The sequence below is a fragment of the Micromonospora sp. NPDC005237 genome, from assembly GCF_040607775.1.
Taxonomy (GTDB): Bacteria; Actinomycetota; Actinomycetes; order Mycobacteriales; family Micromonosporaceae; genus Micromonospora.
The window spans coordinates 207,810-232,074 of the sequence record NZ_JBEXHJ010000010.1 but is presented as its reverse complement, the minus strand read 5'-3'; the positions used below and the strand labels follow the sequence as shown (position 1 = coordinate 232,074).

The window sequence follows — 24,265 nt, the reverse complement described above, 5'->3', positions numbered from 1 at the left end:
GGCCCCACCACCGTGGCCTTCGCCCTGCGTAAGCGCGGCCCGAGCACCTTCGAACGGGCCGCCGACGGTTCGATGACGCTCATCGAGCACGTCCGTGAGCTGCGCAACCGTCTGTTCCGCGCCTCGCTGGCGATCGTCGGCGGCCTGATCGTCGGGTTTCTGCTCGCCGACCCGGTCTTCCTGCTGCTCAAGCAGCCGTACTGCCGGCTGCCCGACACGACGGACGCGTTGGGGCAGTGCCAGGACCTTCTGGCGCTGGCACCGACCACCGGTTTCGTGCTGAAGCTGAAGTTGGCGCTCTGGCTCGGCCTGATCATCGGCGGGCCGGTCTGGCTGTACCAGCTCTGGGCGTTCATCGCCCCTGGTCTGCACCGCCACGAGCGTAAGTGGGCCTATGTCTTCGTGTCGATCGCCGCGCCGCTGTTCGCCGCCGGCGCGGCACTGGCCTACGTGGTTGTCGACAAGGGTCTCGGGTTCCTGATGGAATCCGGGGTGGGCGGGCTCTCGAACCAGTTCGAGGTCAGCGCCTACATCGCCTTCATCACGAACATGATCCTGCTGTTCGGGGTGGCCTTCGAGTTTCCGCTGATCCTGCTCATGCTCAACTTCGCCGGGATCGCCAGTGCCCGACGGCTGATGAGCTGGTGGCGGGCGGTCATTTTCATCTCCTTCGCCTTCGCCGCCGTCGCCACACCGGATCCGGGCCCCTTCGGGATGACGCTGCTGGCGCTGTCCCTCTCCCTGCTCTATTTCGTGGCGGTGGGCATCGCGTTCCTCAACGACAAGCGGCGTGGGCGGGGCAAGGAGGTCTACGCCGGTCTGGACGACGACGAGGTCTCGCCGCTGGAGTTCGACACGGACCCGGTCGTGGCCGGGCAGCGGGTCGACGCGACCGCGCCGATCGGCGCACCCGAGCCGATCGCGAAGCCGGCGCCCATCGAACGCCGCTACGACGACATGACCTGACGGCCCCGCGCCGCCGGAGTCCACCGACGCCGTCCCCGCCTGCCGGGGGCGGCGTCGTCGCGTCAGCGGCCCCGTCAGACGCTCACCCCACGCGCCGGCGGTGAGACTGATCGTGACGTTGGCCGCCCCTGGTGAACGGCGGGTGTCCGACCGGTACGGTGCTGCCCGTGACCGCAGACGATCACCTGCCCGGCCCGCCCACCGATGGGCCGATCGAGCGCACCCCGCCCGCCCGCGACTCGGTCGACCGCGCCCGGGACGAGGGTGGCCCGGTGGCCGTGCTCGCCAACCCGACGGCCGGTCGGGGGCGGCACCGGGCGCTGCTGCCCCGACTGCTGGACGGGCTGGCCGCCGCCGGCCGCCCGGTCCGGTTGCTGTCGGCGTCCAGTCCGGACGAGGCGGAGGCGGCGTGTCGTACCGCGGTCGCCGACGGCATCGGCGCGCTGGTCGCGGTCGGCGGGGACGGCACCGTGCACCGGGCCATGCAGGCCGTCGCCGGCACCGACGTGCCGTTCGGGCCGGTACCGGCCGGCACCGGCAACGACTTCGCCCTCGACACCGGCTTTCCGGCCGATCCCGTCGCCGCCGTGGCGGTGATCGCCGAAGCGTTGCGCGCCGGCCGGTCCCGTGTCGTCGACCTGGCCCGGATGACCGGCGCCGACGGGGCCGAGCGCTGGTACGGGGCTGTCCTCGCGGCGGGCTTCGACGCGATCGTCAACGAGCGCGCCAACCGGATGCGCTGGCCGCGCGGCCCCCGCCGGTACGACCTGGCGATCGTGGTCGAGCTGGCCCGGCTCCGGCCCCGCCGCTACACGCTGCGCCTCGACGGGGTGCCGCACGAGATGGACGCGGTGCTGGTGGCGGTGGGCAACTGCCCGACGTACGGCGGCGGGATGCGGATCTGCCCCGACGCCGATCCGACCGACGGGCTGCTCGACGTGGTGGTGGCCGGTCGGGTCGACCGGCGGACCCTCATCCGGGTCAAGCCGCGCATCTACCAGGGCACCCACGTGAGCCACCCGCTGGTGAGCAGCTACCGGGCCCGCACCGTGGAGCTGGCCGCCGACGACATCGTCACGTACGCCGACGGGGAACGCTCGCTCGGGCTGCCGGTGACGATCACTGCCGTGCCGAGGGCTCTGCGGCTGCTGCTCTGACCCGTACGGCACCGATGCTGGCGGCGATGACCAACACGATCGCGGCGCATTCCAGCAGCGTCAGCGCCTGCCGCAGCACCAGCCAGCCGGCGAGGGTGGCGATGGCCGGGCCGAGGCTCATCAGCACCGCGAAGGTGGCGGTGGGCATCCGGCGCAGAGCCAGCAGCTCCAGGGTGTACGGGAGCCCGGAGGCGAGCACCGCGAGGACGGTGCCCAGCGCCAGCACCGTCGGGTCGAGCAGGACGGCGCCGCCGTCGACGATGCCCAGGGGCAGGGTGACCAGCGCGGCGAGGGTCAGCGCGAGGGCCAGCCCGTCCGCGCCCGGGAACCGGCCGCCGACGCGCGCGCTGAGCACGATGTACGCCGCCCACATCGCGCCCGCGCCGAACGCGAAGGCCACCCCCGCCGGGTTGAGCCGGTCGAAGCCGCCCTGCCCGAGCAGCGCCACCCCGGCCAGCGCGAGCCCGGCCCAGCACCAGCTCGCCAGCCGACGGGCGGTGAACACCGACAGCGCCAGCGGACCGAGCACCTCCAGGGTCACCGTCGGGCCGAGCGGGATCCGCTCGATGGCCTGGTAGAACAGCGAGTTCATGCCGGCCAGGGCCAGCCCGAACGCGCCGGCCGCGAGCCAGGCCGAGCGGTCGTACCCCCGCAGCCGGGGCCGGCACACGATGAGCAGCAGCACCGCCGAGATCGTCAGCCGTAGGGTGACCGCCCCGGCCACCCCGGTACGCGGAAAGAGCAGCGCGGCCAGGGCGGAGCCGAACTGCACCGACAGCGCCCCGCCGAGCACCAGCCCCACGGCGAGGACGCCGCCGCGGCGCTGCGGGGGCGCGTCGGCCGGGCGTGGTACGGGCAGCAGGGTCTCCGTCACGAGCACGACGCTAGGCGGTCAGCCCGCAGTGCTCTCCGGCGGTGTCGACCGTCGGAAGAACGCGAGCCGCGTCGCCCGGTTGGTGGCGAGCGGGTCGCGCTTCGGGGATACGAGAGCGTCGATGGCCAGCTATCCTGCTCGGACCGGTATTGATCCACAGTTGGGAGCTGGCATGCGCCTCGCCATGGTCACGGTCTCCGCTTCGCCGCGAGGGCACGCCCGGCACTGATCGGGCGCCGCCGGAGATCACCTCCGGGGGTCTGGTGCTCCTCGCCGCGGAGCGGTCCCACGACGACCGTTTCCTTCCCTGGCTCGAGGAGCTCTTGTGCGTGCCCTTATATCCGCGCGTCTCGGCGCGGACTTCACCAAACTGTGGACCGCTGCGGCGGTGTCCAACGTCGGCGACGGTGTCACCATGGCCGCCGGCCCGCTGCTGGTCGCCTCCGTCAGCGACAACCCGGCCCTCATCGCCGGCGCCGTCTTCGCGCAGCAACTGCCCTGGCTGCTGTTCGCCCTGGTCAGCGGTGCCTACGTCGATCGGCTCGACCGTCGCCGTCTGGTCGTGGTCGTCAACCTCGCCCGCGCCGCGGCCCTGGTGGCGTTGTCGATGACCATCGCGACCGGAACCGTCTCGGTGGCCGTCATCTACGCGGTGCTCTTCCTTCTGGGTACGGGCGAAACCCTCGCGGACACCGCGCTGGGTGCCCTGCTCCCGGCGGTGGTCGCCCCGGAGGAACTGCCGCGCGCCAACGCTCGGCTCTACGCGAGCTTCACCATCGGTAACCAGTTCGTCGCGAAGCCGCTGGGCGCGTGGTTGTTCGTCGTCGCGGCGGCGGTGCCGTTCGGGGTCGACGCGCTCACCTTCGCGACGTCCGCAGCGCTGATCGCGGGCATCCGGCGCGTCCCCGTCGTTGGCGATCCGCCTCGGCGGGCCTCGCTGCGTGCCGAGGTCGCCGCCGGCGTGCGGTGGTTGTGGCGGCACCGACTGCTGCGGACCCTCGCCGTGAGTATGGGACTGGGCAACATCGCGTTCGGTGCCGCGTTCGCCGTGTTCGTGCTCTACTGCCGGGAGCGCCTGGGTGTATCCGCCGTCGGCTACGGATTTCTGTTGTCCGCGTTCGCGGTCGGCGGCCTGGTCGGCACCGCGGTCGCCACGATGCTCACGCGCGCGCTCGGCAGCGCCACCGTGTTGCGTGCCGGCCTGGTGATCGAGGTCGTGACGCACGTGTGCCTCGCGACCACGACGACACCGTGGGTCACCGCCGTCGTGCTGGTCGTGTTCAGCATCCATGCCATGGTGTGGGGCATCACCGTCACCTCGGTCCGGCAACGGGTCGTGCCTGCGCACCTGCGCGGCCGGGTCGGCAGCGTGTACGCATTGCTGGATCTCGGCGGCGCGGCGCTGGGCTCGCTCCTCGGCGGCCTGTTCGCCAGCGCCTGGGAGATCACCACACCGTTCTGGGTCGCCGCCGTCGCGATGGCGGCGATCGCCGCCATCGCTTGGCGGCCCCTGCGGGAGGCGGTCGCCTGAGCGGCCGGTCCCGAACGACGGTGGGGTTCCGCCGTTCGGGGCCGGGCGCCTCGGCGTGGCCCTTCGACCCCGCACGCATTCGAGCGCCGGACACGGCCGTAGGTGTTCGCCAACGCGGTGCTACCGGCGTACGGTCTCGGGTATGACCAGCGCGATGCGGAAGCTGTCCATCTCCGTCCCACCCGATGTGGCGGAGCGCCTGGAGCACGAGTCCAACGCCAGCGCCTACATCACCCAGGCCGTCCGGGACCGGATGCGTCTGGACGCCCTGGACGCGGAGCTGGCCCACCAGGGCATCCAGATCACCGAGCAGGGTGTGGCCGAGGCGCGCGCCCGTCGTGCCGCCGTTGAGGCCGACTGGTCGCCGGAGCGCCGGAATGCGCTGCGTGAGCGGGCACGCCAACACCTGCTGGACACCACCGACCAGCCGGCCGCGTGAGCGCCGCGGACGACCGGCCGGTTCGGCTCGTGCTGGATCGGTCAGCGCTGCTGGCTTATCTGGCGGGGTCGGTGCATGTCGGGGAGCCGCTGCACGAGGTCATCCAGGACCGCAACAGGTTCGGTGTCACCGCCGTGACCGCGGCGGAGGCCCTGGCGATCGTCAGCGACCCGAAGGAACGGGCGACCCTGCACCGGCTGCTGACCCTGGACGCCTGTGCGGTGCTCTCCACCGAGGGGCGCTCCTGGCACGAGCTCAGCTACTGGCGGACGGTGACGGGTCGGGCCGATCTCGCCACCACGGTGCTGGCCGTACTCGACCATGACGCCTCGATCCTGACCGGGGAGGACCGGTACGGCGACGGCGAGCTGCCGGTCATCCACATCCCGACCTGACGGTTTCCGCGGGCGCGGCTCAGGTCGGCAGGGCCAGGTCCAGGACCGCGCCGAGGCCGTTCTCCCGGCCCGGGTCGGCGGCCGGGAGCACCAGCGCCGCGCAGCCGGCGGCGACGGCGCCCGCGTCCGCCGGACTGTCGCCGACCATCAGCGTCTGCTCGGGGTCGACGCCGAGCATCCCGCACGCCCGCCAGAAGATCGCCGGGTCGGGCTTGCAGCGCCCCACCTCGTACGACAGCACGAACGCGTCGACGAGGTCGGTCAACCCCCAGGCGTCGAAGTGCGGCCGCAGGTCGAAGCCGATGTTGCTGACCACCGCCACCCGTACACCGGCGTCGCGCAGCGCGGCCAGCGTGGGAGCGGTGTCCGGGTACGGCAGCCAGCCCTCGGCGACGAGCAGCCGCTCGTAGAGCGCGTCGGCGAAACCCTCGATGCCCGCGTCCACGGTTTCGGCAAGCCCCGTGTACGCACCCCGGTGCGCGTGCGCGTAGAGGTCCCGGTCGGCCCACAGCTCGGCCAGCCGGGGCGGCACCCGGGCCGGCAGGGGGCCGCCCGCGCGGCCGGCGGTGAGCAGCCGGTCGGCCAGCGAGGTGGCGCGAACCCGGTCCAGGGTGACCCCGCACGCGGCGGCGGCTTCGATGACCCACTGTCGGGGCTCCTCCACCTGGGCCAGGGTGCCGTGGAAGTCGAAGAGCACCGCCTTGACGGGCCGTCGGGACGCCCGCGGGGCGCTGGCGTCCGCGACGCTGCCCGGCGGACTGGTCTGGGGCGGTTCGGCATGGTCCGGCACGCCGTGCACCCTACCGACCCCCGCCGACGGCCTCTCGGGACGGCCTTGTGGGGTGCACTGTCCCGGCACGCACTAATCTTGGTGCCATGTCGAGCCCCGCCGAGCGGTACGCAGCGGCGCGCCGCCGGGCCGCGCAGACCGCGCAGTTCCCGGCACTGGACGAGTTCGCCCTGGACCTGGGGTTCGATCTCGACGACTTCCAGCGCGAGGCGTGTCAGTCGTTGGAGCGGGGCAGCGGCGTGCTGGTCTGTGCCCCCACCGGCGCGGGTAAGACCGTGGTCGGCGAGTTCGCCGTACACCTGGCGCTGCGCGGGCGGCCCGACGACCCGGCGGCGGCCGACGACGCCGCGACGCCACCGACCCGGCGCAAGTGCTTCTACACCACGCCGATCAAGGCGCTGTCCAACCAGAAGTACCACGATCTGGTCGCCCGGTACGGCGCCGAGCAGGTCGGCCTGCTCACCGGCGACAACGCGATCAACGGCGACGCGCCCGTGGTGGTGATGACCACCGAGGTGCTGCGCAACATGCTCTACGCGGGGTCCAGCACCCTGCAGGGGCTGGCGTACGTGGTGATGGACGAGGTGCACTACCTCGCCGACCGGTTCCGCGGCGGCGTGTGGGAAGAGGTGATCATCCACCTGCCCGCCTCGGTCACCCTGGTCTCGCTGTCGGCGACCGTGTCCAACGCCGAGGAGTTCGCCGACTGGTTGGTCACCGTGCGCGGCGAGACCGCCGTGGTGGTCAGCGAGCACCGGCCGGTGCCGCTGTGGCAGCACATGCTGGTCGGCAAGCGGATGTTCGACCTGTTCCACGACGCCGACGCCGCCCGCAAGCACGACGTGCACCCGGAGCTGCTGCGCTACACCCGCGACACCGTGCGCCGCCTGGAGCTGGGGGAGGGGCGCAGCGCCGGGCCGGGCGCCGGTCGGCGCGGCCCCCGCTGGCGTGGGCCGATGCGCCCGGACATCGTCGACCGGCTGGACCGCGAGGGGCTGCTGCCGGCGATCCTGTTCATCTTCAGCCGGGCGGGCTGCGCCGCCGCCGTGCAGCAGTGCCTGGCCGCCGGGCTGCGGCTCACCTCGCCCGAGGAGCGGGCCGAGATCCGCCGGGTGGTCGAGTCCCGGGTCACCGCCATCCCCGGCGAGGACCTGACGGTGCTGGGCTACTGGGAGTGGCTCGACGGGTTGGAGCGTGGCCTCGCGGCCCACCACGCCGGCATGCTGCCGGTGTTCAAGGAGATCGTCGAGGAGCTGTTCGTCCGGGGTCTGGTCAAGGCGGTCTTCGCCACCGAGACCCTGGCGTTGGGCATCAACATGCCGGCCCGCTGCGTGGTCCTGGAACGGCTGGTCAAGTACAACGGCGAGGCGCACGTCGACCTGACCCCGGGGGAGTACACCCAGCTCACCGGCCGTGCCGGTCGGCGTGGCATCGACGTCGAGGGGCACGCCGTCGTGGTGTGGTCCCCGGAGACCGACCCACGGCACGTGGCCGGGCTCGCCTCCACCCGCACCTATCCGCTGCGCTCCAGCTTCCGGCCCTCGTACAACATGGCGGTGAACCTGGTCGGCACGGTCGGCGCGGAGCCCGCCCGGGCGCTGCTGGAGTCCTCGTTCGCCCAGTTCCAGGCCGACCGGTCGGTGGTCGGCCTGGCCCGGCAGGTGCAGCGCAACACCGAGACCATCGAGGCGTACGGCGCGGAGGCCGCCTGCCACCACGGCGACTTCGACGAGTACTTCGCGCTGCGGGTGGCGATCGCCGACCGGGAGAAGGCCATCGCCCGGCAGGGGCAGACCCAGCGCAAGGCCGCCGCCGTGGCGTCGCTGGAGCGCCTGCGGGTCGGCGACGTGATCCGCGTGCCGTCGGGCCGGCGGGCCGGCCTGGCCGTCGTGCTCGACCCGGCCACCGGTGGTTTCGGCGAACCTCGTCCGCTGGTGCTCACTCAGGACCGCTGGGCGGGGCGGGTCAGCCCCGGCGACTTCACCACCCCGGCCGAGGTGCTGGCCCGCATCCGGGTGCCCAAGCACTTCAACCACCGCTCGCCGGGTGCCCGGCGGGACCTGGCCGCCGAGGTCAGCGGCACCGGCCTGGACCGGCACGGCGGTCGCCGCGGTGGCCGCTCCCGGCAGGCGCCCGGCGAGGACCACCGGCTCACCCAACTCCGCACCGAGCTGCGTAACCATCCCTGCCACGCCTGCCCGGAGCGCGAGGAGCACGCCCGCTGGGCGGAGCGGCGCCGTCGGCTGGAGCGGGACACCGAGGAGCTGCGCGAGCGGGTGTCCGGGCGCACCGGGTCCCTCGCGCGGACCTTCGACCGGATCGTCGCGCTGCTGACCGACCGTGGTTACCTCGCCCGCGACGGCGTGGTCACCGACGCCGGTCGGATGCTCGGCCGGATCTGGACGGAAGCGGATCTGCTGGTCGCCGAGTGTCTGCGCCGACGGGTGTGGGACGGGCTCTCCCCGGCCGAGCTGGCCGCCGCGGTGTCCGTGGTGGTCTTCGAGGCGCGTCGCGACGTCGACGAGCGGGCGTCGCTGCCGCGCGGCCCGGTGGCCGACGCCGTCGACGAGACGCTGAAGCTGTGGGGTGAGATCGAAGCCGACGAGGCGGCGCGCGGTCTGGCCGCGACCCGGGAGCCGGATCTGGGCTTCGCCTGGCCGGTCTACCGGTGGGCGCGGGGCGAGGCGCTGGCCAAGGTGCTCGGCAGCGGGCACGAGATCGACGGGGAGATGCCGGCCGGTGACTTCGTCCGGTGGGCCCGGCAGGTGGTCGACCTGCTCGGTCAACTTGCCGACTCCGGCGGCGCCTCGCCGGAGCTGCGCTCCACCGCCCGACAGGCGATAGCGGCCATCAACCGGGGCGTGCTGGCGTACCACACCTCCGCCTGATCATCATTTTCGGTCAGCGTCGCCCGCGAACCGACGCATCGGACGGTCACCGCGACGGCACCCCCCGAACAGCCCGGGGGGCGCTGTTGCGCCTGGTCGGGGCACCCCTGATCATTGCCCGAGCGCCGTACTTACGCGCCGGTAACGAATGGGGGAGAGGACCGCCGTGGCGGACATCAATCACTTTGAGTACGGGTGGATCACACCCGCGCTGAGCTACGCGCTGTCCGTGCTCGGCTCGATCCTCGGGCTCGTCTGCGCCGGTCGCATCCGTACCGCCCGTACCGCCGGTCAGCGCGCCTGGTGGGGCCTGCTGGCCGCCTGGGCGCTCGGCGGCACCGCGATCTGGGCGATGCACTTCATGGCCATGCTCGGCTTCGCCGTCGGCGGCACCCGCATCCGGTACGACGTGCCCCTCACCGCCGCCAGCACCGCCATCGCGGTGGTCGCGGTCGGTATCGGCCTGGCCATCGTCGGCACCGGCCGGCTGAATCCGGTACGCCTCGTCGCCGGTGGCGTCTTCACCGGCGTCGGCGTCGCCGCCATGCACTACACCGGCATGGCGGCGATGCGCCTCAACGGCAGCCTCGGCTACGACAGCACCCGCGTCATCCTCTCGGTGGTCGTCGCGGTCGTCGCCGCCACCGTCGCGCTGTGGCTCGCGATGACCGTCCGGCGCCCACTGGCGATCTTCGCGTCCGCGCTGGTCATGGGCGTCGCCGTGAACGGCATGCACTTCACCGGCATGAGCGCGCTCTCGGTGCACCTGCACGAACGTGCGGGTGGGGTGACCGGCACCAGGGTGAGCGCCTTGCTGGTGCCGATCATCGTGGCGGTGATCTTCGGGGTGGTCGGGCTGCTCTACGCTCTGCTCGCCGCGCCCACCGACGACGATCGGGCCGCCGCCGCGTACCTCGACGCGCGCCGGGGACCGGAGTCGGCCCCGGCTGCGCCGGTGGCCGCTCCGGACCCGGTCGGGCTGCGTGCGCGCTCCACCCTGGGGCAGCCCGGCACCCCGTTCCCGTCGCGTCGGGACACCCCGCCGCGCTGACGCCCAGCACCCGGGGAGGGAGTGATCAGGCCACCGGGACCCGGTCCAGGAAGCCGAGCACCTGGCTGAGCTGCCCGTTGCCGTCCAGCACGGCGACGTCGAAGCCCACGACCGGCGCCTCGACCCCGTCGGGCCCCAGCTCCCAGGTGAACCGGACCTGGTCGTGGTGGCCGTCGACCGGGCCGGCCAGCCGGAACGTCATGCCGGGAAACTGGCCCTGCACGGCCGCGATCGTCGCGTCGATCGCCTCCCGGCCCTCGGCGACGGTGAGCGGGTCGACGTAGCGGGCGTCGGGGGCCCACACGTCGGCGATCTGGGTGCGGCGACGGGCCGGGTCGGTCTCGTTCCAGATCGCGATGTACCGCTCGGCCAGCGCGTCGAAGCTCGTAGCCATGGCTCTCTCCTCATCGTCGGGTGACGAGCGGCGGTGGGCGCCGCTCTCGGGAGAGATGGTTGCGGCCCGCCCGGGGCGCTGTCGATTACGTCGGAGGTAATGGTCCGTGCGCCGGCGCGATCACTAGGGTCGGTCGCGTGACGACGACGACCAGGCCGGTACGACGGGTCGGCGAGCTGCTGCGCGACTGGCGCCAGAGCCGCCGGATGAGCCAACTCGACCTGTCGATCGAGACGGGGATCTCCGCTCGACATCTGAGCTTCGTGGAGACCGGGCGGTCCCGGCCGAGCCCCGAGCTGATCCTGCGGCTCGCCGAGCAGCTCGACGTACCGCTGGCGGACCGCAACACCATCCTGCTCGCCGGCGGGTACGCGCCCGCCTATCCCCGCCACGAGCTGGACGACCCGGAGCTGGCCCCGGTGCGTGCCGCCGTACGGCGGATCCTCGACGGCCACGGCCCGTACCCGGCGGCGCTCATCGACCGGCACTGGCAACTCGTCGAGGCCAACCCCGCCGTGGCGTTGTTCACCGACGGCGCGGCGCCGCACCTGCTCGTCCCTCCGGTCAACGTCCTGCGGCTCAGCCTGCACCCCGACGGCATGGCCCCGCGGATCGGCAACCTGCCCGAGTGGCGTACGCACCTGCTCACCCGGCTGCGCCAGACGGCCGCCGCCACCGGCGACGCGGCCCTGCACGACCTGTACGAGGAGCTGCGCGGCTATCCCGGCGACAACGGCCATTCGCAGGCTTTGGACGACCCGGTCTCGCGGGTCGCCGTCGGACTCCGGTACCGCCACCACGGCCGGGAACTGTCCTTCCTCAGCACCACCACCGTGTTCGGCACCCCGCTGGACGTCACCGTCGCCGGGCTGGCCGTCGAGTCGTTCTTCCCCGCCGACGCAGCGACGCTGCGCGCCCTCGGCGTACGGGGCGGCGACGAGGTCCCACCGAGCTGACCGAGGTGCTCCCGCTGTGCCGGTCGCGGGGCGTGTCGGTGTTGAATGCGGGGGTGTCCGCCACCCGTCAGTCAGCCCGGACACAGAGGAGAGTGAGATGAACTTCCAGCGCCTCGGCCCGAGCGGCCAGGAGATCCCGGTCGTCCAGCGCGACGGTGCGACCTTCGACCTGCGGCCGCTCACCGCAGACCTGGACGGGGCGTTCTGGGCGTCGGACGGGATCGCGCGGACGCGGGTCGCCCTCGACAGCGGCGAGCTGGCCGAGTTGCCCGACGCGGACAGCCTGCGGGTGGGTGCTCCCATCGCCCGACCTCACAAGATCGTCTGCATCGGACTCAACTACCGCGATCACGCGGCGGAGACGGGTGCGGCGCTGCCGGCCGAGCCGGTGGTCTTCATGAAGGACCCGATGACGATCGTCGGGCCGTACGACGACGTTCTCGTTCCGCGCGGCTCGACGAAGACCGACTGGGAGGTCGAACTCGCGGTCGTCGTCGGCACGACCATCCGCTACGCCGACTCCCCGCAGGAGGCCATGCGGCACATCGCGGGGTACGCGGTGTCGCACGACGTCTCCGAGCGGGCGTTCCAGTTGGAGCGCGGGGGCCAGTGGGACAAGGGCAAGAGCTGCGAGACCTTCAACCCGCTGGGGCCGAGCCTCGTGCCGGCCGACGAGGTCGACGACCCGCAGTCGCTGGCGCTGCGGTTGTGGGTCAACGGGGTTCTCCGCCAGGACGGGTCCACCAAGGACATGATCTTCCCGGTCGCGCACGTCGTCTGGTACCTCAGCCAGTTCATGGTCCTGTACCCCGGCGACGTCATCAACACGGGCACGCCCGCCGGGGTGGCGCTGGGCCTGCCGGACCACCCGTACCTGCGCGCCGGCGACGTGGTGGAGCTGGAGGTCGCCGGCCTGGGGCGGGCACGCCAGACGTTGGTGGCGGCATGAGCGCGGAGTTCGCCGGGCTGGCCGCGCTGGTCACGGGAGGCGCCTCCGGCATCGGCCGCGCCACCGCCGTGGAGCTGCGCGAGCGGGGGGCCCGGGTGGCCGTCCTCGACCTCGACCCGAGCGGCCTGCCGGAGGGCATCGCCGGCATCGCCGCCGACGTGTCGAGCCGCCCGTCGGTGCAACAGGCTGTCGCCGCGGCCGCCGACGCGCTCGGCGGCATCGACGTGGTGGTCAACAACGCCGGGATCGGCGCGACCGGGACCGTCGCCGACCAGACCGACGACGAGTGGCACCGCGTGCTCGACGTCAACGTGGTCGGCATGGCGCGCGTCGTCAGCGCGGCCCTGCCCTGGCTGCGCCGCTCGGAGCACGCGTCGGTCGTCAACCTCTCGTCCATCGCCGCGCTCAACGGATTGCCCGGCCGGGCGCTCTACTCGGCCAGCAAGGGCGCCGTGCTGTCGCTGACCCTCGCCATGGCCACCGACCACGTCCGCGAGGGCATCCGGTTCAACTGCGTCTGCCCCGGCACGGCCGACACGCCCTGGGTGGGACGACTGCTGGCGCAGGCGGACGACCCGGCCGCCGAGCGCCTGGCGTTGCAGGCCCGCCAGCCCATCGGACGACTGGTCACGCCGCAGGAGGTCGCGAACGCGATCGTCTACCTCGCGTCGCCGCTCTCGGCGTCGACCACGGGTACGGTGTTGGACGTCGACGGTGGCCTCACCCATCTGCGGGTCCGGCCGTGACGACGGGCGGGGGTGTGCGGTGCGGATCGCGCTGTTCGTGACCTGCCTGGCCGACACCATGTTCCCGCAGGCGGCCACCGCGACGGTGCGGCTGCTGGAGCGGCTCGGCCACGAGGTGGTCTTCCCGCCGGAGCAGACCTGCTGCGGGCAGATGCACGTCAACACCGGCTACCAGCGCGAGGCCGTTCCCCTGGTACGCCGGCACGTGCGGGTCTTCGACCCGTACGACGTGATCGTCGCGCCGTCGGGCTCCTGCGTCGGGTCGGTGCGCCACCAGCACGCGATGGTGGCCCGGCGGGCCGGCGACGTACGGCTGGCCAGCCGGGCCGAGTCGGTGGCCGAGCGGACGTACGAGCTGTCGGAGCTGCTCGTCGACGTGCTCGGGGTGACCGACGTGGGCGCGTACTACCCGCACCGGGTCACCTACCATCCGACCTGCCACTCGCTGCGGATGCTGCGGGTGGGTGACCGGCCGCGACAGTTGCTGCGCGCGGTGCGCGGCCTCGACCTGGTCGAGTTGCCGGCGGCGGAGCAGTGCTGCGGGTTCGGCGGCACGTTCGCGGTGAAGAACCCGGAGACGTCCACGGCGATGCTGGCGGACAAGATGCGCCACGTGCTCGCCACCGGCGCCGACGTGTGCGCCGCCGGGGACGTCTCGTGTCTCATGCACATCGGCGGCGGCCTGTCGCGACTGCGGACCGGGGTGCGCACCGTGCACCTCGCCGAGATCCTGGCCTCGACCGAGCAGAGCGGCACGGTCAGCGCCCGGTCGGCGGTCCGGTCGTGACCCGCCGGACGTTCCTCGGCATGCCGGCGACCACCCCACCGGTGACCGCGCCGGCGGGCGTGGGGCACCTGCGCGGCGACGAGTCGTTCCCGAGCGCCGCGCGGCGCAGCCTGGCCGACCCGCAACTGCGGCGCAACCTCCGCCACGCCACGTCGACGATCCGGGCCAAGTCCGCGGGTGTGATCGCCGAGCAGGCGGACTGGGAGCAGTTGCGCGCGGCGGGCGCGGCCATCAAGGCCGACACCCTGCACCGCCTGCCCGACCTGCTGGAACAGCTCGAAGAGAAGGTCACCGACGCCGGCGGCGTGGTGCACTGGGCGGCGGACGCGGTTGAGGCCAACCGGATCGTCACCGACCTCGTCCGCGCGGCCGGCGCGGACCGGGTCATCAAGGTCAAGTCCATGGCGACCCAGGAGATCGGCCTCAACGAGGCCCTCGAAGCGGCCGGGATCACCGCCGTCGAGACGGACCTGGCGGAGTTGATCGTGCAGCTCGGCGACGACCGGCCGAGCCACATCCTGGTGCCCGCGATCCACCGCAACCGGGCCGAGATCCGGGAGATCTTCCTCCGCGAGATGCCCGGCGTCGACCCGGCGCTCACCGACGACCCGGCGGCCCTCGCGGCCGCCGCGCGCCGGTTCCTGCGCGAGACGTTCCTGAGTACGCCGGTGGCGGTGTCCGGCGCGAACTTCGCCGTCGCCGAGACCGGCACCCTGGCCGTGGTCGAGTCCGAGGGCAACGGGCGGATGTGCCTGACCCTGCCGGAAACCCTCATCACCGTCATGGGCGTGGAGAAGGTGGTGCCGACCTGGCGGGACCTGGAGGTCTTCCTCCAGCTGCTGCCGCGGGCGTCGACGGGGGAGCGGATGAACCCGTACACCTCGATGTGGACGGGCGTGACCCCGGGCGACGGGCCGCAGGCGTTCCACCTGGTCCTGCTCGACAACGGGCGCAGCGCGGTGCTCGCCGACGAGGTCGGCCGGCAGGCGCTGCGGTGCATCCGCTGCTCGGCCTGCCTCAACGTGTGCCCGGTCTACGAGCGCGCCGGCGGCCACGCCTACGGGTCGGTGTACCCGGGGCCCATCGGGGCGGTGTTGTCGCCCCAGCTCACCGGCATCGAGGACAACGCCTCCCTGCCGTACGCGTCGACGCTCTGCGGCGCCTGCTACGACGCCTGCCCCGTCAAAATCAACATCCCGGAGCTGCTGGTGCACCTGCGTGCCGAGGCCGTCGAGTCGCGACCGCGGCCCACCGCCGAGTCGATCGCGATGGCCGCCGCCGCGTACACGATGGACCGACCCCGGCTGTACGCGGCCGGGCAGCGCGCCGCGCGGCTGAGCCGGCTCGCCGGTCGGCGTGGCCGAGGGCTGCCCCCACCGCTGAACGGCTGGACCGCCAGCCGGGACCTGCCGGACCCGCCGGCGCAGACGTTCCGCGAATGGTGGGCCGGGCGGTGACCTCCCGGGACCTCGTCCTCGGCCGGCTGCGGGCCGCGCTCGCCACCGGCAGCCCCGCGCCGGCGCCGGCGCCCCGCGACTACCGGCAGGCCGACACCGTCGACCTCGACCAGCTGGCGCAGCGGCTGACCGACTACCGGGCGCACGTGCACCGGGTCGCCGAGGCCGCCGTCGCCGACACGATCGCCGACCTCCTGCCGGTGGGGGGCACCGTCGTCGTACCGCCGGGTCTGCCGCCCGCCTGGCTGCCGCCGACGGTGACCGCGCTGACCGACGACGGCCTCGACCACGCGCGGATCGGCGCCGCGGACGCCGTCGTCACCGCCGCCGTCGTCGCCATCGCCCAGACCGGAACGATCGTCCTCGACGGCTCGCCCGACCAGGGCCGCCGGGTGCTCAGCCTCCTACCGGACCGGCACGTGTGCGTCCTCCGCGCCGACCAGGTGGTGGCCACCGTGCCCGAGGCCCTGGCCCGACTGACGCCGCACCGCCCGCTGACCTGGATCAGTGGGCCGTCGGCCACCAGCGACATCGAGTTGATCCGGGTGGAGGGGGTGCACGGCCCGCGCCGTCTGCACGTCGTCCTGCTGCCCTGACCCCGGCCGGCCTGAGCTCATCCCTCGGCTACGTAGACACCCTTGCCGGGATGTCCCTCGACCAACCTCGGTCGGCGTCAGCCGATCTCCGTGGGTCGCAGTTGGCTCAGCACGGTGGGGTCGGTGATCCGGTCGTCGGCGGCCAGCATGATCGCCTTGGACAGGATCGTGGACAGCATGGGGTCGTCGTCGAACGGCAGGTGCAGACGCCCGGTCTGTGCGCGCGCGGCGACGATGCACAGGTACGCGTCGTCGGGCTCCATCATGACGTTGCCCGACCCGAGGTGGATCCGGTACGCGCGCAGGGTCCCCCGGACCCGCAGATACCGGTCCGTGAGGTCCACCCGGTCGGCGATGGCCATCCGGGGCAGCAGCCGCGCGAGCGCGTCCCGGCGTACCTGCGCCGACGGGGTCAGCTCCGCGACCGCCGTGCGCTGCCAGTAGGCGGAGAACCGGTCCTCGCCGCGATCGGCCCACTGCGGGTCGGTGGCGATCGAGGTGACGCCGACGAACAGGTCCACGTCGCGCATGGCCTCGCTGAACACCAGCGGTGGCACGTCGATGACCGGCGCGGGCAGCCAGGTCGTCCCGTCGTGTCGGGCGAAGCGCACCTGGTCGGTGGAGCAGTACTCGACGTCGTAGTGGTGTGGATCCGGGTTGTCGACCAGCGCGTGGTGGAAGGACGCCCGCCACGCCCCGCCGCCGAAGACCTTCGTGGCCTCGCTGTCGTACCCGCCGTCCCAGGTGCCGAGGTAGCCGGCCTGCCAGCCACGGGCGCGCAGCAGGGCGTTGGCCTGCCGGTAGCGCAGGATGTGCCCGGCGTACCGGTTGGAGTAGGTGTGCGTCTTCTCCTCGGCCGGCGTGCGCGGGTAGACCTCCCGGAAGACCTGCTTGAACGGCTGCGTCAGGCTGGCGGCGACCAGGTGCCCACGCCAGGTGAGGACCTCGGCCGTGCTCGCGCGGACGGGATGCCACAGCCGGACCGACCCGTGCGTGAGGGACCCGCCGTCCCGGTCGACGATCGTCCACCCGTCGCTGTCCCGTCGGGGCAGGCCGGCCGTCCAGCGCTGGCCGTCGGTGCTGGTCTCCCACAGCAGGCGCCGCCCGTAGGTCGCCGTGACCGGGTGGTCGAGGAAGCGCGACGACCAGTCCGGGTACGACCAGGTGCGCTCCTCCGACAGCAGCCCCTCCACCCGCTGGCGCTCGCTGACCAGGGTCGCGCCGATCCGCTTGACGACGTCCCGCAGGTGCGTGAGCTCGTCGCCGTGCGCCTGCTTGACCTGGGCCGGGACGCCCTTGAGCGCAACGCCGTCGCGGGCGAAGACCAGGCGTGCCCGGTCGCCCACGATCTCGACCGTCGCCTCGTACGGGCCGACCGGTGTGCGCAGGCACCCGTCGGGCCCGAGCCCGTGGTCGTCGACGGTCAGCTCCATGACCTCGCTGAGCGTCCACCCGCGTCGCGCGCCGAGCTGGGTCAGCGCGGCCTGGACCCGGCTCCGCACGGCCTTGTTCCGGACCGTCACGGCCAGCCGGGCCAGCGTGCGCAGCGGCACGTCGCCGTCGCGGTCGGCCAGCAGTCGTACCGCCGCGATCGCCGTGCGCGGGGCGTACGGGAACCCGGCGGCCTGGCGCGGCGCTGCCGCCGCACCGGCGGTGACCCGCGCCAGCAGGTCCGTCGCTCTTTCGTCGCGCTCGCGCGACAGCGCCCAGACCAGCCCGCGCAGGAGGCGGTCCGAGTCGTCGTGGACGGTCCGGCCGTGGGCGGTGAACGCGTCGAGCAGCCGGCGTACGACCTGCCGGCCGCCGTGCGCGGCCGCGAGCAGTTCGTCGAGGCGGCGCAGCCACTTCGCGGTCGCCGCCGGTTTGTCCAGCGCGGCGCAGTGCTCCAGCAACTCCGGCACCCCCGGCGCGGCGAGGGCGGCGCCCAGGTCGGCGCGTGCGGCCGGCCCGAAGGTGTCCCCGCCGTGCAACAGCGACGACGGCAGGCGGCTGCCGGTGGCGCGGTCGATGGCCCGGCCGAGCAGCGTCACGGCACGTCGGCGGGGCCCCGCCGCGATGAAGTAGTCGTCGACCAGCTCACTGACGAGGGCGGACAGCGCCGGCACCAGGTCGGCCAGCTCGGCGGCCGGCAGGCGCGGAGCGATCAGGGCGGGCAGCTCCAGGTCGGCGCCGTTGTCGAAGCCGGCGCCGCGAGCGAGGACGTCCAGGCACCACACCAGGTCCGCCCGCGTGAACGGGACGTCCTCGGCGGCGAGGCTGCGTACGACGTCGTTCAGCGCGGTGGGGATCGAGCCGTTCGCCGACTCCCGGTGCACGGCCAGGGCGGCGCGGCGACGCTCCTCGGCCGGCCACGACTCGACGGTGGCCCACTCCGGCACGCTGGTCACCGAGGAGCCCCAGAAGTACGTGCTCGCGATCCTCAGCACCGCCCGGATCCGTTCGTCGGCCTCGGCGACGCCGGTCTCCACCTGTCGCCGGTCCGCATCGGTCAGGAGGGGCAGCAGTGCCGTCCAGTCGCCCATGTCAGCCACCCACCAGCGCGACGAGCCGGACGAACGCCACGTCCGGGTCGGTACGCAGGTCGATCTCCTCGTCGAGGTCCTCGATCTGGCGGTCGCCGACCAACAGCAGGAAACCGTTACGGGCGAACGCGGCGCAGGCCCGATCCGCCTGCGCCACCCAGTCGAGCCGCCTGCCCGGGGTGACCCGGTAGCCGTTCAGCGTCGCCTCCGTGTCGGTCGGCTGGACCAGGCCCCGGAAGTGCCGCGGCTGCTGGGCGTTGAACCGCGCCACCTCCTCGCGCACCCGCAGCCGGACCAGTTCCCGCGCCGAGATGCGCTCCGGCAGGCCCGCCAACGGCCAGCTCTCGATGGCTCTGCCGGTCGCTGTCTCATCCCGAACGATCACCGTGACCATGCCCTGTGCTCCCTGCTCTGAGATGAGCGGCAGCATGGCACGACCCTCCGACGAGAAGCGGCGTCGCAGCCCTGTGGGGACGCCGCGGAACGTGCCCCCCAGCACGTCACGCCAGCCGCTACTGTGCAGCGGATCGGATCATGGGAGAGGGCGGTTGTGAGCTACACCTTCCACGTTGACCTGCGCGGCATCGTCGACCTACTCAGTCACCACCTGTACGCCAGCCCCCGCGTCTACGTCCGCGAGCTGATGCAGAACGCCGTCGACGCCATCACCGCCCGCCGGGCGGACGAGCCCGGTGCGCCGGGCGCGATCCGCATCCTCCCGCCGGAGTCCACTGGAGACGGCACGCTGCGCGTGGAGGACACCGGCGTCGGCCTGACCGAGGCGCAGGTGCACGAGCTGCTCGCCACCATCGGGCGTAGCTCCAAGCGGGACGACCTGGGCTTCGCCCGGCACGAGTTCCTCGGCCAGTTCGGCATCGGTCTGCTCTCCTGCTTCCTGGTCGCCGACGAGATCCGGGTGCGCACCCGGGCCTCCGGCTCGCCGACGGTGGAGTGGATCGGCTACGCCGACGGGCGCTACGAACTGCACGTCGCCCCGGCGGGGCGGGAGCGCCCCGAGCAGGGCACCACCGTGACGCTGGTGCCCCGGCGCGGTGCGGAGCACTGGCTGCGCCGCGACGCCGTCATCGAGATCGCCTCGCTGTACGGTTCCATGCTGCCGATCCCCGTGCACGTCGACCACGAGGCGATCACCGCGGGGCTGGCACCCTGGGAGAACGACCCCGCGGAGCCGGCGGCGAGCCGGCGGGCCCGACTCGACGCGTACGCCCAGGAGGTCTTCGGTTTCACGCCCTTCGACGTGATCGACCTCGCGGTGCCCGCCGCGGGCCTGCGCGGGGTGGCGTTCGTGCTGCCCATGCCGGCGAACCCGACGTCGCGGGTGGCCCACCGGGTGTACCTCAAGCAGATGCTGCTCTCCGAGGACATCGAACGGCTGCTGCCCGAGTGGGCCTTCTTCGTCCGCTGCGTGGTCGACACCGGTGAGCTGCGCCCGACCGCGAGCCGCGAGGCGCTCTACGAGGACGCGCTGCTCGACCAGGTACGCGAGTCACTGGGCGACACCCTGCGCGGCTGGATGACCCGGCTCGGGCGCACCGACCCGCATCGCCTGCAGGCGTTCCTGCGGGTGCACCACCTCGGCGTCAAGGCGCTCGCTGTGCACGACGACGAGATGCTGCGCCTGGTCGAGCAGTGGTGGCCGTTCGAGACGAACATGGGCCCGCTGACCCTCGCCGAGTTCCGGGAGCGGCATCAGGTGGTGCGCTACACGCCCTCGGTGGACGAGTTCCGCCAGCTCGCCGCGGTCGCCGCGGCCCAGGGCATCGCCGTGGTCAACGCGGGCTACGTCTACGACGCCGAGCTGGTGGGCCGCCTGCCCGACCTGGACACCACCATCGTCACCGAGGTCCTCACGGCGAGCGACCTGGCGACCCGGCTGGAACCGCTCGATCCAGACGTCGAGTTGGCCGTGCGATCCTTCCTCGTGCTCGCGCAGCGGACCCTCGACCGGCTCGGCGTGCAGGTGCTGGTCCGTGCCTTCGAACCGGCCAGCATGCCGGCGCTGCACCTGCTCGACGGGGACACCGCCCTCGCGGTGGACCTGCGCCAGGGGCAGGAGCAGGCCGACGAGCTGTGGTCGTCGATCCTCGGCACCTTCACTCAGGGGCGCGACGAGCGGCCGCAGCTCGTGTTCAACCATCGCAACCCCCTCGTCCGGCAGGCCATCGCCACCGGTGACGAGGAGCTGACGACGCTCGCGATCGAGGGCCTGTACGTGCAAGCGCTGCTGCTGGGCCATCAGCCGCTGCGGCCCGCCGACACGGCCGCGTTGAACCAGTCGTTCCTCGGTCTGCTCGCCCGCGCCATGGGAGGGACCCGATGACCACCTCCGCGCACGAGCTGCGGGAGCGCCTCACCCAGGCGTACGCCCTACCGAGTGGTCCCGCCCGGTTCGCCGCGCTGGACGCGGTCTTCCGGCACGCCGACGCGGCCGGCGACGTGCCGTTCGCCTTCTCGGCACGGATGAGTGCGATCAGCGACTTCCACCACGGCGGTGACCCCACCCGGGCGTTCCTCGCCTTCTCCTGGTGCCTGGCGACGTTCGACCGGCAGCCGGAGGTGGTCGGCGCGCACCACGCGCGCTCGCTGCTGTGGGACTTCAAGTGGATCGTCTGGGCGCTGCCCCAGTTCCCGGACATTCCGCTGGAGCGCACCATGGCGGTGCTCGACGACATGCAGCGCCGCTACCAGCTCGCCGGGCACAGCCTGCACGCGGTTCACCAGCACCGCTGGCTGGTGGCGCATCACGTCGGGGACATGGCCGCCGCCCAGGAGTCGTACGACCGGATGGTGACCGCCAAGCGGGACTCGATGTCGGACTGCAGCGCGTGTGTCCCGTCGGGACAGGTCCGGCACCTCACGTCGCTGGGCAGGTTCGACGAGGCCATCACGATCGGCGAGCCGTTCAAGCGTGGCGGCTGCACCGAACAGCCCCAGTGGATGCTCAGTGAGCTGCTCACGCCGTACCTGCGGACCGGCCGGTTCGACGAGGCCGTCGAGGCGCACCGGGACGGCTACCGCCGCATCCGCGACGACCGTCACCACCTCGACAATCTCTCCCAGCACGTGCTGTTCTGCGGGCTGACCGGCAACGAGGCGCGCGGCTTGGAGCTGGTGGAACGGCACCTGAGCTGGCTGGAGCGCCCCTCGTCGCCGTACGCCGCGATGGAGTTCGCCGCCTCCGCCGCGCTGGTGCTCGGCCGGCTGCGCGCGGCGGGGCACGCGGACCTCGTGCTCTCCCGTCGCTCGGACGACGGCACCCGCCGCTGGGAGGCGACGGTGGCCGAGGTCCACGACGAGGTGGCCGGCCAGGCCCGCGCGATCGCCGCCCGGTTCGACGTCCGCAACGGCAACCGGCACCAGAGCGAGCGGGTCGAGGCGCGCATGGCCGCGACGCCGGTGGCGCAGCGGGTGCCGCTCACCGTCCTCGCCGGGCGCGTCACCACGCCCGCGCGGGCGGTGGACCCGGCGCTGGCCGCGCTCGTCGAACGGGTCGCCGGGCTCACCGCGACGGGCGACCAGGCCGGCGCCGCGCGGGCCCGTCTGGACGTGGCACACGCCCTGCGCAACGCGGGCCGGCAGGAGGACGCGATCGAGGCCGCCGAGGAGGCGGTCCGCAGCCTCGACCGGGCCGGTCTACGCGACGACGCGACTCGCTGCCGCCACCTGCTGTGGGAGCTGTACCGCCGGGCCTACCACCACCGCGACCCCGCGCGTGTGGTGCTGGCCGAGCTGACCCGGGTCGGGGACCTGCCCGACGGGATACCGCCGCTGGAGGTCATCCTGGAGGACGCGGCCGACGTGCTGCAGGACACGGAGGGGCTCACCCATCTGATCACCGCCGCCGACCGGCACCGGGCCAACGGCAGCGCCGACGCCGAGCTGCGGGTGCTGCGCAAGGCGCTCGTACAGCTGGCCAACCGGCGGCCGGACGATGTCGCCTGGGCGGTGCTGGCGCGGGTGGACGCCCTCGGCGCGGCAGAGCAGCCCACGCCCCCCGAGCAGGCGGGCCGGGATCAGGTGGCCGCCGCGCGGATGCTGGCCGCCGCCGACCGCACCGCCGAGGCGCTCGACCGGCTCGACGCGGCCGTCACCCGGTTCGACGGAGATGAGCTGGCGGCCCACCGTCGCTCGGCCCGACTGCACCGGGCGCGGTTGCGTCTGCGCGTCGGCGAGCCGGCCCGCGCCGAGGCGGAGGCGCGGGAGGTGTTGGCCGAGGATCCCGACGAGTACGGCTACGAGGCCACCGCGGTGCTGGCGTTGGCCCTGCGGGCGCAGGGCCGCGCCGACGAGGCCGACGAGGCGCTGGCCGTACGCGAGATGGACCAGGACGACGTCGATTTCTACACGGAAGAAGACCTCGGACCGTACGACGACGAGGATTGACGGGTCGTCGTCAGCGGCGGGTCGGCCGTGTGTCCTCGATGACGAGGGTGGCCAGCAGGGCGGGGTGGTCGGTCGCCCCGCCCATGCCCACCGACCGGGTGCAGCAGAGCACGATGTCGGTGCTCGTCAGGATGTGCTGCACCGCGCCGTCGCCGACGCGCAGGTAACCGGGCGGCGTGCAGGACCGTACGTCGGGGTCGTCGCCGAGGCGGAGGTTGAGGTCGCCGCTGAGCACGGTGGGCGCGTACCCGGTGCTTCGCGCGATGGCGGGCAGGATCTCGTCGAGCAGGTGGCCGCACTGGGTGAGCGCGACGGCGCGGCTGGTCGCCGCCAGGTGGGTGGTGCAGGCGTTGAGGGCGCCATCGACGTGGACGCAGAGCCAGGGTCGTTCCTCGGGGTCCGCGACGTCCTGTGCGGGGTGGATCCCACTGTGCACGGCGTACCGGCTGTCGGCCGCCGGCAGCCGGGTCAGCAACCCGATGCCGTACGCCTGGCCGTTGCGGCACCGGGTGTCGGCGCCGCTGGGCCGGTCGCCGGCGGCCTGGAAGGCGGACACGACCGCCGCGCCGCGGTGGGTGGCCGCGAACACCGCCTCCAGGGTGGGCACGTCGTCCCGGCAGATCTCGTTGAGGGTGACCAGGGCTGGTCGTTCGGCCCTGATCACCTCGGCGGCCCTGGTCAACGCCCGCCCGGTGTAGCAGCCGGCGCGACCGCTGTTGCACAGGTTCATCTGCAGCACCCGCACCGTCGTGGGCGCGGGAGCCCCGGCCACCGGCGATTGGGCCGGCACCCCGGCGACGGCGATGAGGCAGCCGACGGCGAGCGCTCGGCGGATCGCGCGATACGGGCCGGCGCCACGGCGGCCGAGGAGCGCGCCTCGGATTCGGGTGGTGTCGCCAGGCGGATCTGTCGACATGCGGGCTCCGGCAGGGCAGGCGACAGTCTTCGCCGAGGTGCCCGTGATCCTACTGCCGGCCGTCGCGCGGCAGGGCCCGGCGCGAGCCCTATGGTGGATCAATGATCACGTGCGTTGTGCACTACACCATCGATCCCGCGCAGATCGACGCGTTCGAGCGGTTCGCCCGCGCGTGGATGCGGCTCGTGGCCCGGCACGGCGGCGTGCACCACGGCTACTTCCTGCCCGCCGAGGGTGCCAGCGACCGGGCCGAGGCGCTGTTCAGCTTCGAGAGCCTGGCGGCGTACGAGCGGTACCGCGCACGGTTCGGCAACGACCCGGAGTTCGTCGCGGCCGACGCCATCCGCGACGAGTCCGGTTGTGTGGTGCGCTACGAGCGGACGTTCATGCGCCCGCTCCTGCCGGAGGACGACCTGGCCGTGCCGCGCTGACACGGGCCGTGCGGGG

At 73.2% G+C, this 24,265-nt stretch carries 22 protein-coding genes; 16 read left to right on the top strand and 6 right to left on the bottom strand.

The annotated features are described in order from the left end of the window. The first annotated feature begins 12 nt into the window (after positions 1–12). Together tatC and ABZT87_RS26900 are read left to right on the top strand one after the other, a co-directional pair. Positions 13–966: a twin-arginine translocase subunit TatC gene (gene tatC, locus ABZT87_RS26905; protein ID WP_355139049.1), complete on the top strand. Its 954-nt coding sequence runs from the start codon at positions 13–15 to the stop codon at positions 964–966. 212 nt (positions 967–1,178) lie between these two features. Further along, positions 1,179–2,123, top strand: coding sequence for a diacylglycerol kinase family protein (locus ABZT87_RS26900; protein WP_355139089.1), 945 nt, complete (start codon positions 1,179–1,181; stop codon positions 2,121–2,123). Here ABZT87_RS26900 and ABZT87_RS26895 read toward each other — a convergent pair. Continuing rightward, entirely contained in the window at positions 2,086–3,003 is a 918-nt protein-coding gene (locus ABZT87_RS26895) for an EamA family transporter (RefSeq protein ID WP_355139047.1), read from the bottom strand. The two genes, ABZT87_RS26900 and ABZT87_RS26895, sit on opposite strands and share 38 nt — an antisense overlap. Before the next feature lie 319 nt (positions 3,004–3,322). On the opposite strand from ABZT87_RS26895, the gene ABZT87_RS26890 reads away from it, so the two are divergent. From ABZT87_RS26890 to ABZT87_RS26880, 3 genes are all read left to right on the top strand, one after another. After that, positions 3,323–4,528: an MFS transporter gene (locus tag ABZT87_RS26890; protein ID WP_355139045.1), complete on the top strand. Its 1,206-nt coding sequence runs from the start codon at positions 3,323–3,325 to the stop codon at positions 4,526–4,528. A gap of 142 nt (positions 4,529–4,670) precedes the next feature. Then, positions 4,671–4,967, top strand: a complete 297-nt coding sequence (locus ABZT87_RS26885) for a hypothetical protein (RefSeq protein WP_354861940.1) — start codon at positions 4,671–4,673, stop codon at positions 4,965–4,967. Then, complete coding sequence (locus ABZT87_RS26880) at positions 4,964–5,362, top strand: hypothetical protein (protein ID WP_354861939.1); 399 nt, start codon at positions 4,964–4,966, stop codon at positions 5,360–5,362. The genes ABZT87_RS26885 and ABZT87_RS26880 overlap by 4 nt, the downstream gene beginning before the upstream one ends. A 19-nt stretch (positions 5,363–5,381) precedes the next feature. Here ABZT87_RS26880 and ABZT87_RS26875 read toward each other — a convergent pair whose 3' ends face one another. Next, the gene (locus ABZT87_RS26875) at positions 5,382–6,152 is read right to left on the bottom strand and encodes an HAD-IA family hydrolase (RefSeq protein WP_355139043.1); all 771 of its coding nucleotides are present in this window, start codon (positions 6,150–6,152) and stop codon (positions 5,382–5,384) included. 86 nt (positions 6,153–6,238) lie between these two features. Here ABZT87_RS26875 and ABZT87_RS26870 point away from each other — a divergent pair, with 86 nt between their 5' ends. After that, a complete protein-coding gene (locus ABZT87_RS26870) occupies positions 6,239–9,040 on the top strand; it encodes a DEAD/DEAH box helicase (RefSeq protein ID WP_355068648.1) in 2,802 nt (933 codons plus the stop codon). Positions 9,041–9,206: 166 nt separating this feature from the next. Beyond that, positions 9,207–10,091: an MHYT domain-containing protein gene (locus ABZT87_RS26865; RefSeq protein WP_355139041.1), complete on the top strand. Its 885-nt coding sequence runs from the start codon at positions 9,207–9,209 to the stop codon at positions 10,089–10,091. A 25-nt stretch (positions 10,092–10,116) separates the two neighbouring features. Here the strand turns inward: ABZT87_RS26865 and ABZT87_RS26860 are convergent, their stop codons facing one another. Next, positions 10,117–10,485, bottom strand: a complete 369-nt coding sequence (locus ABZT87_RS26860) for a nuclear transport factor 2 family protein (RefSeq protein WP_355068644.1) — start codon at positions 10,483–10,485, stop codon at positions 10,117–10,119. 137 nt (positions 10,486–10,622) lie between these two features. On the opposite strand from ABZT87_RS26860, the gene ABZT87_RS26855 reads away from it, so the two are divergent. The 6 genes from ABZT87_RS26855 to ABZT87_RS26830 all read left to right on the top strand — a co-directional run bounded on the left by ABZT87_RS26855 (position 10,623) and on the right by ABZT87_RS26830 (position 15,976). Beyond that, on the top strand, positions 10,623–11,441 hold the full coding sequence (locus ABZT87_RS26855; protein ID WP_355139039.1) for a helix-turn-helix transcriptional regulator: 819 nt from the start codon (positions 10,623–10,625) through the stop codon (positions 11,439–11,441). Positions 11,442–11,538: 97 nt separating this feature from the next. Further along, on the top strand, positions 11,539–12,390 hold the full coding sequence (locus ABZT87_RS26850; RefSeq protein ID WP_355139037.1) for a fumarylacetoacetate hydrolase family protein: 852 nt from the start codon (positions 11,539–11,541) through the stop codon (positions 12,388–12,390). Then, a complete protein-coding gene (locus ABZT87_RS26845; protein ID WP_354861928.1) occupies positions 12,387–13,136 on the top strand; it encodes an SDR family oxidoreductase in 750 nt (249 codons plus the stop codon). Before ABZT87_RS26850 ends, ABZT87_RS26845 begins: the two co-directional genes overlap by 4 nt. Positions 13,137–13,155: 19 nt before the next feature. Then, positions 13,156–13,923: a (Fe-S)-binding protein gene (locus ABZT87_RS26840; RefSeq protein ID WP_354861926.1), complete on the top strand. Its 768-nt coding sequence runs from the start codon at positions 13,156–13,158 to the stop codon at positions 13,921–13,923. Between the two features lie 20 nt (positions 13,924–13,943). Beyond that, on the top strand, positions 13,944–15,380 hold the full coding sequence (locus ABZT87_RS26835; protein WP_355139087.1) for a LutB/LldF family L-lactate oxidation iron-sulfur protein: 1,437 nt from the start codon (positions 13,944–13,946) through the stop codon (positions 15,378–15,380). Next, on the top strand, positions 15,362–15,976 hold the full coding sequence (locus ABZT87_RS26830) for an LUD domain-containing protein (RefSeq protein ID WP_355139035.1): 615 nt from the start codon (positions 15,362–15,364) through the stop codon (positions 15,974–15,976). Before ABZT87_RS26835 ends, ABZT87_RS26830 begins: the two co-directional genes overlap by 19 nt. Before the next feature lie 77 nt (positions 15,977–16,053). Here the strand turns inward: ABZT87_RS26830 and ABZT87_RS26825 are convergent, their stop codons facing one another. After that, positions 16,054–18,498, bottom strand: a complete 2,445-nt coding sequence (locus ABZT87_RS26825) for a DUF4132 domain-containing protein (RefSeq protein WP_355139033.1) — start codon at positions 18,496–18,498, stop codon at positions 16,054–16,056. 1 nt (position 18,499) lies between these two features. Then, complete coding sequence (locus tag ABZT87_RS26820) at positions 18,500–18,892, bottom strand: hypothetical protein (RefSeq protein ID WP_354861919.1); 393 nt, start codon at positions 18,890–18,892, stop codon at positions 18,500–18,502. Positions 18,893–19,048: 156 nt separating this feature from the next. Here ABZT87_RS26820 and ABZT87_RS26815 point away from each other — a divergent pair, with 156 nt between their 5' ends. Next, positions 19,049–20,839 (top strand): HSP90 family protein, encoded by a 1,791-nt coding sequence (locus ABZT87_RS26815; protein WP_355139031.1) that lies wholly within the window; start codon positions 19,049–19,051, stop codon positions 20,837–20,839. After that, the gene (locus ABZT87_RS26810) at positions 20,836–22,902 is read left to right on the top strand and encodes a hypothetical protein (protein ID WP_355139029.1); all 2,067 of its coding nucleotides are present in this window, start codon (positions 20,836–20,838) and stop codon (positions 22,900–22,902) included. Before ABZT87_RS26815 ends, ABZT87_RS26810 begins: the two co-directional genes overlap by 4 nt. A 10-nt stretch (positions 22,903–22,912) precedes the next feature. On the opposite strand, the gene ABZT87_RS26805 is transcribed toward ABZT87_RS26810, so the two are convergent. Then, on the bottom strand, positions 22,913–23,818 hold the full coding sequence (locus tag ABZT87_RS26805) for an endonuclease/exonuclease/phosphatase family protein (protein ID WP_355139027.1): 906 nt from the start codon (positions 23,816–23,818) through the stop codon (positions 22,913–22,915). A gap of 101 nt (positions 23,819–23,919) precedes the next feature. Here ABZT87_RS26805 and ABZT87_RS26800 point away from each other — a divergent pair, with 101 nt between their 5' ends. After that, a complete protein-coding gene (locus tag ABZT87_RS26800; protein WP_355139025.1) occupies positions 23,920–24,249 on the top strand; it encodes an NIPSNAP family protein in 330 nt (109 codons plus the stop codon). The last annotated feature ends 16 nt before the right edge of the window (positions 24,250–24,265 follow it).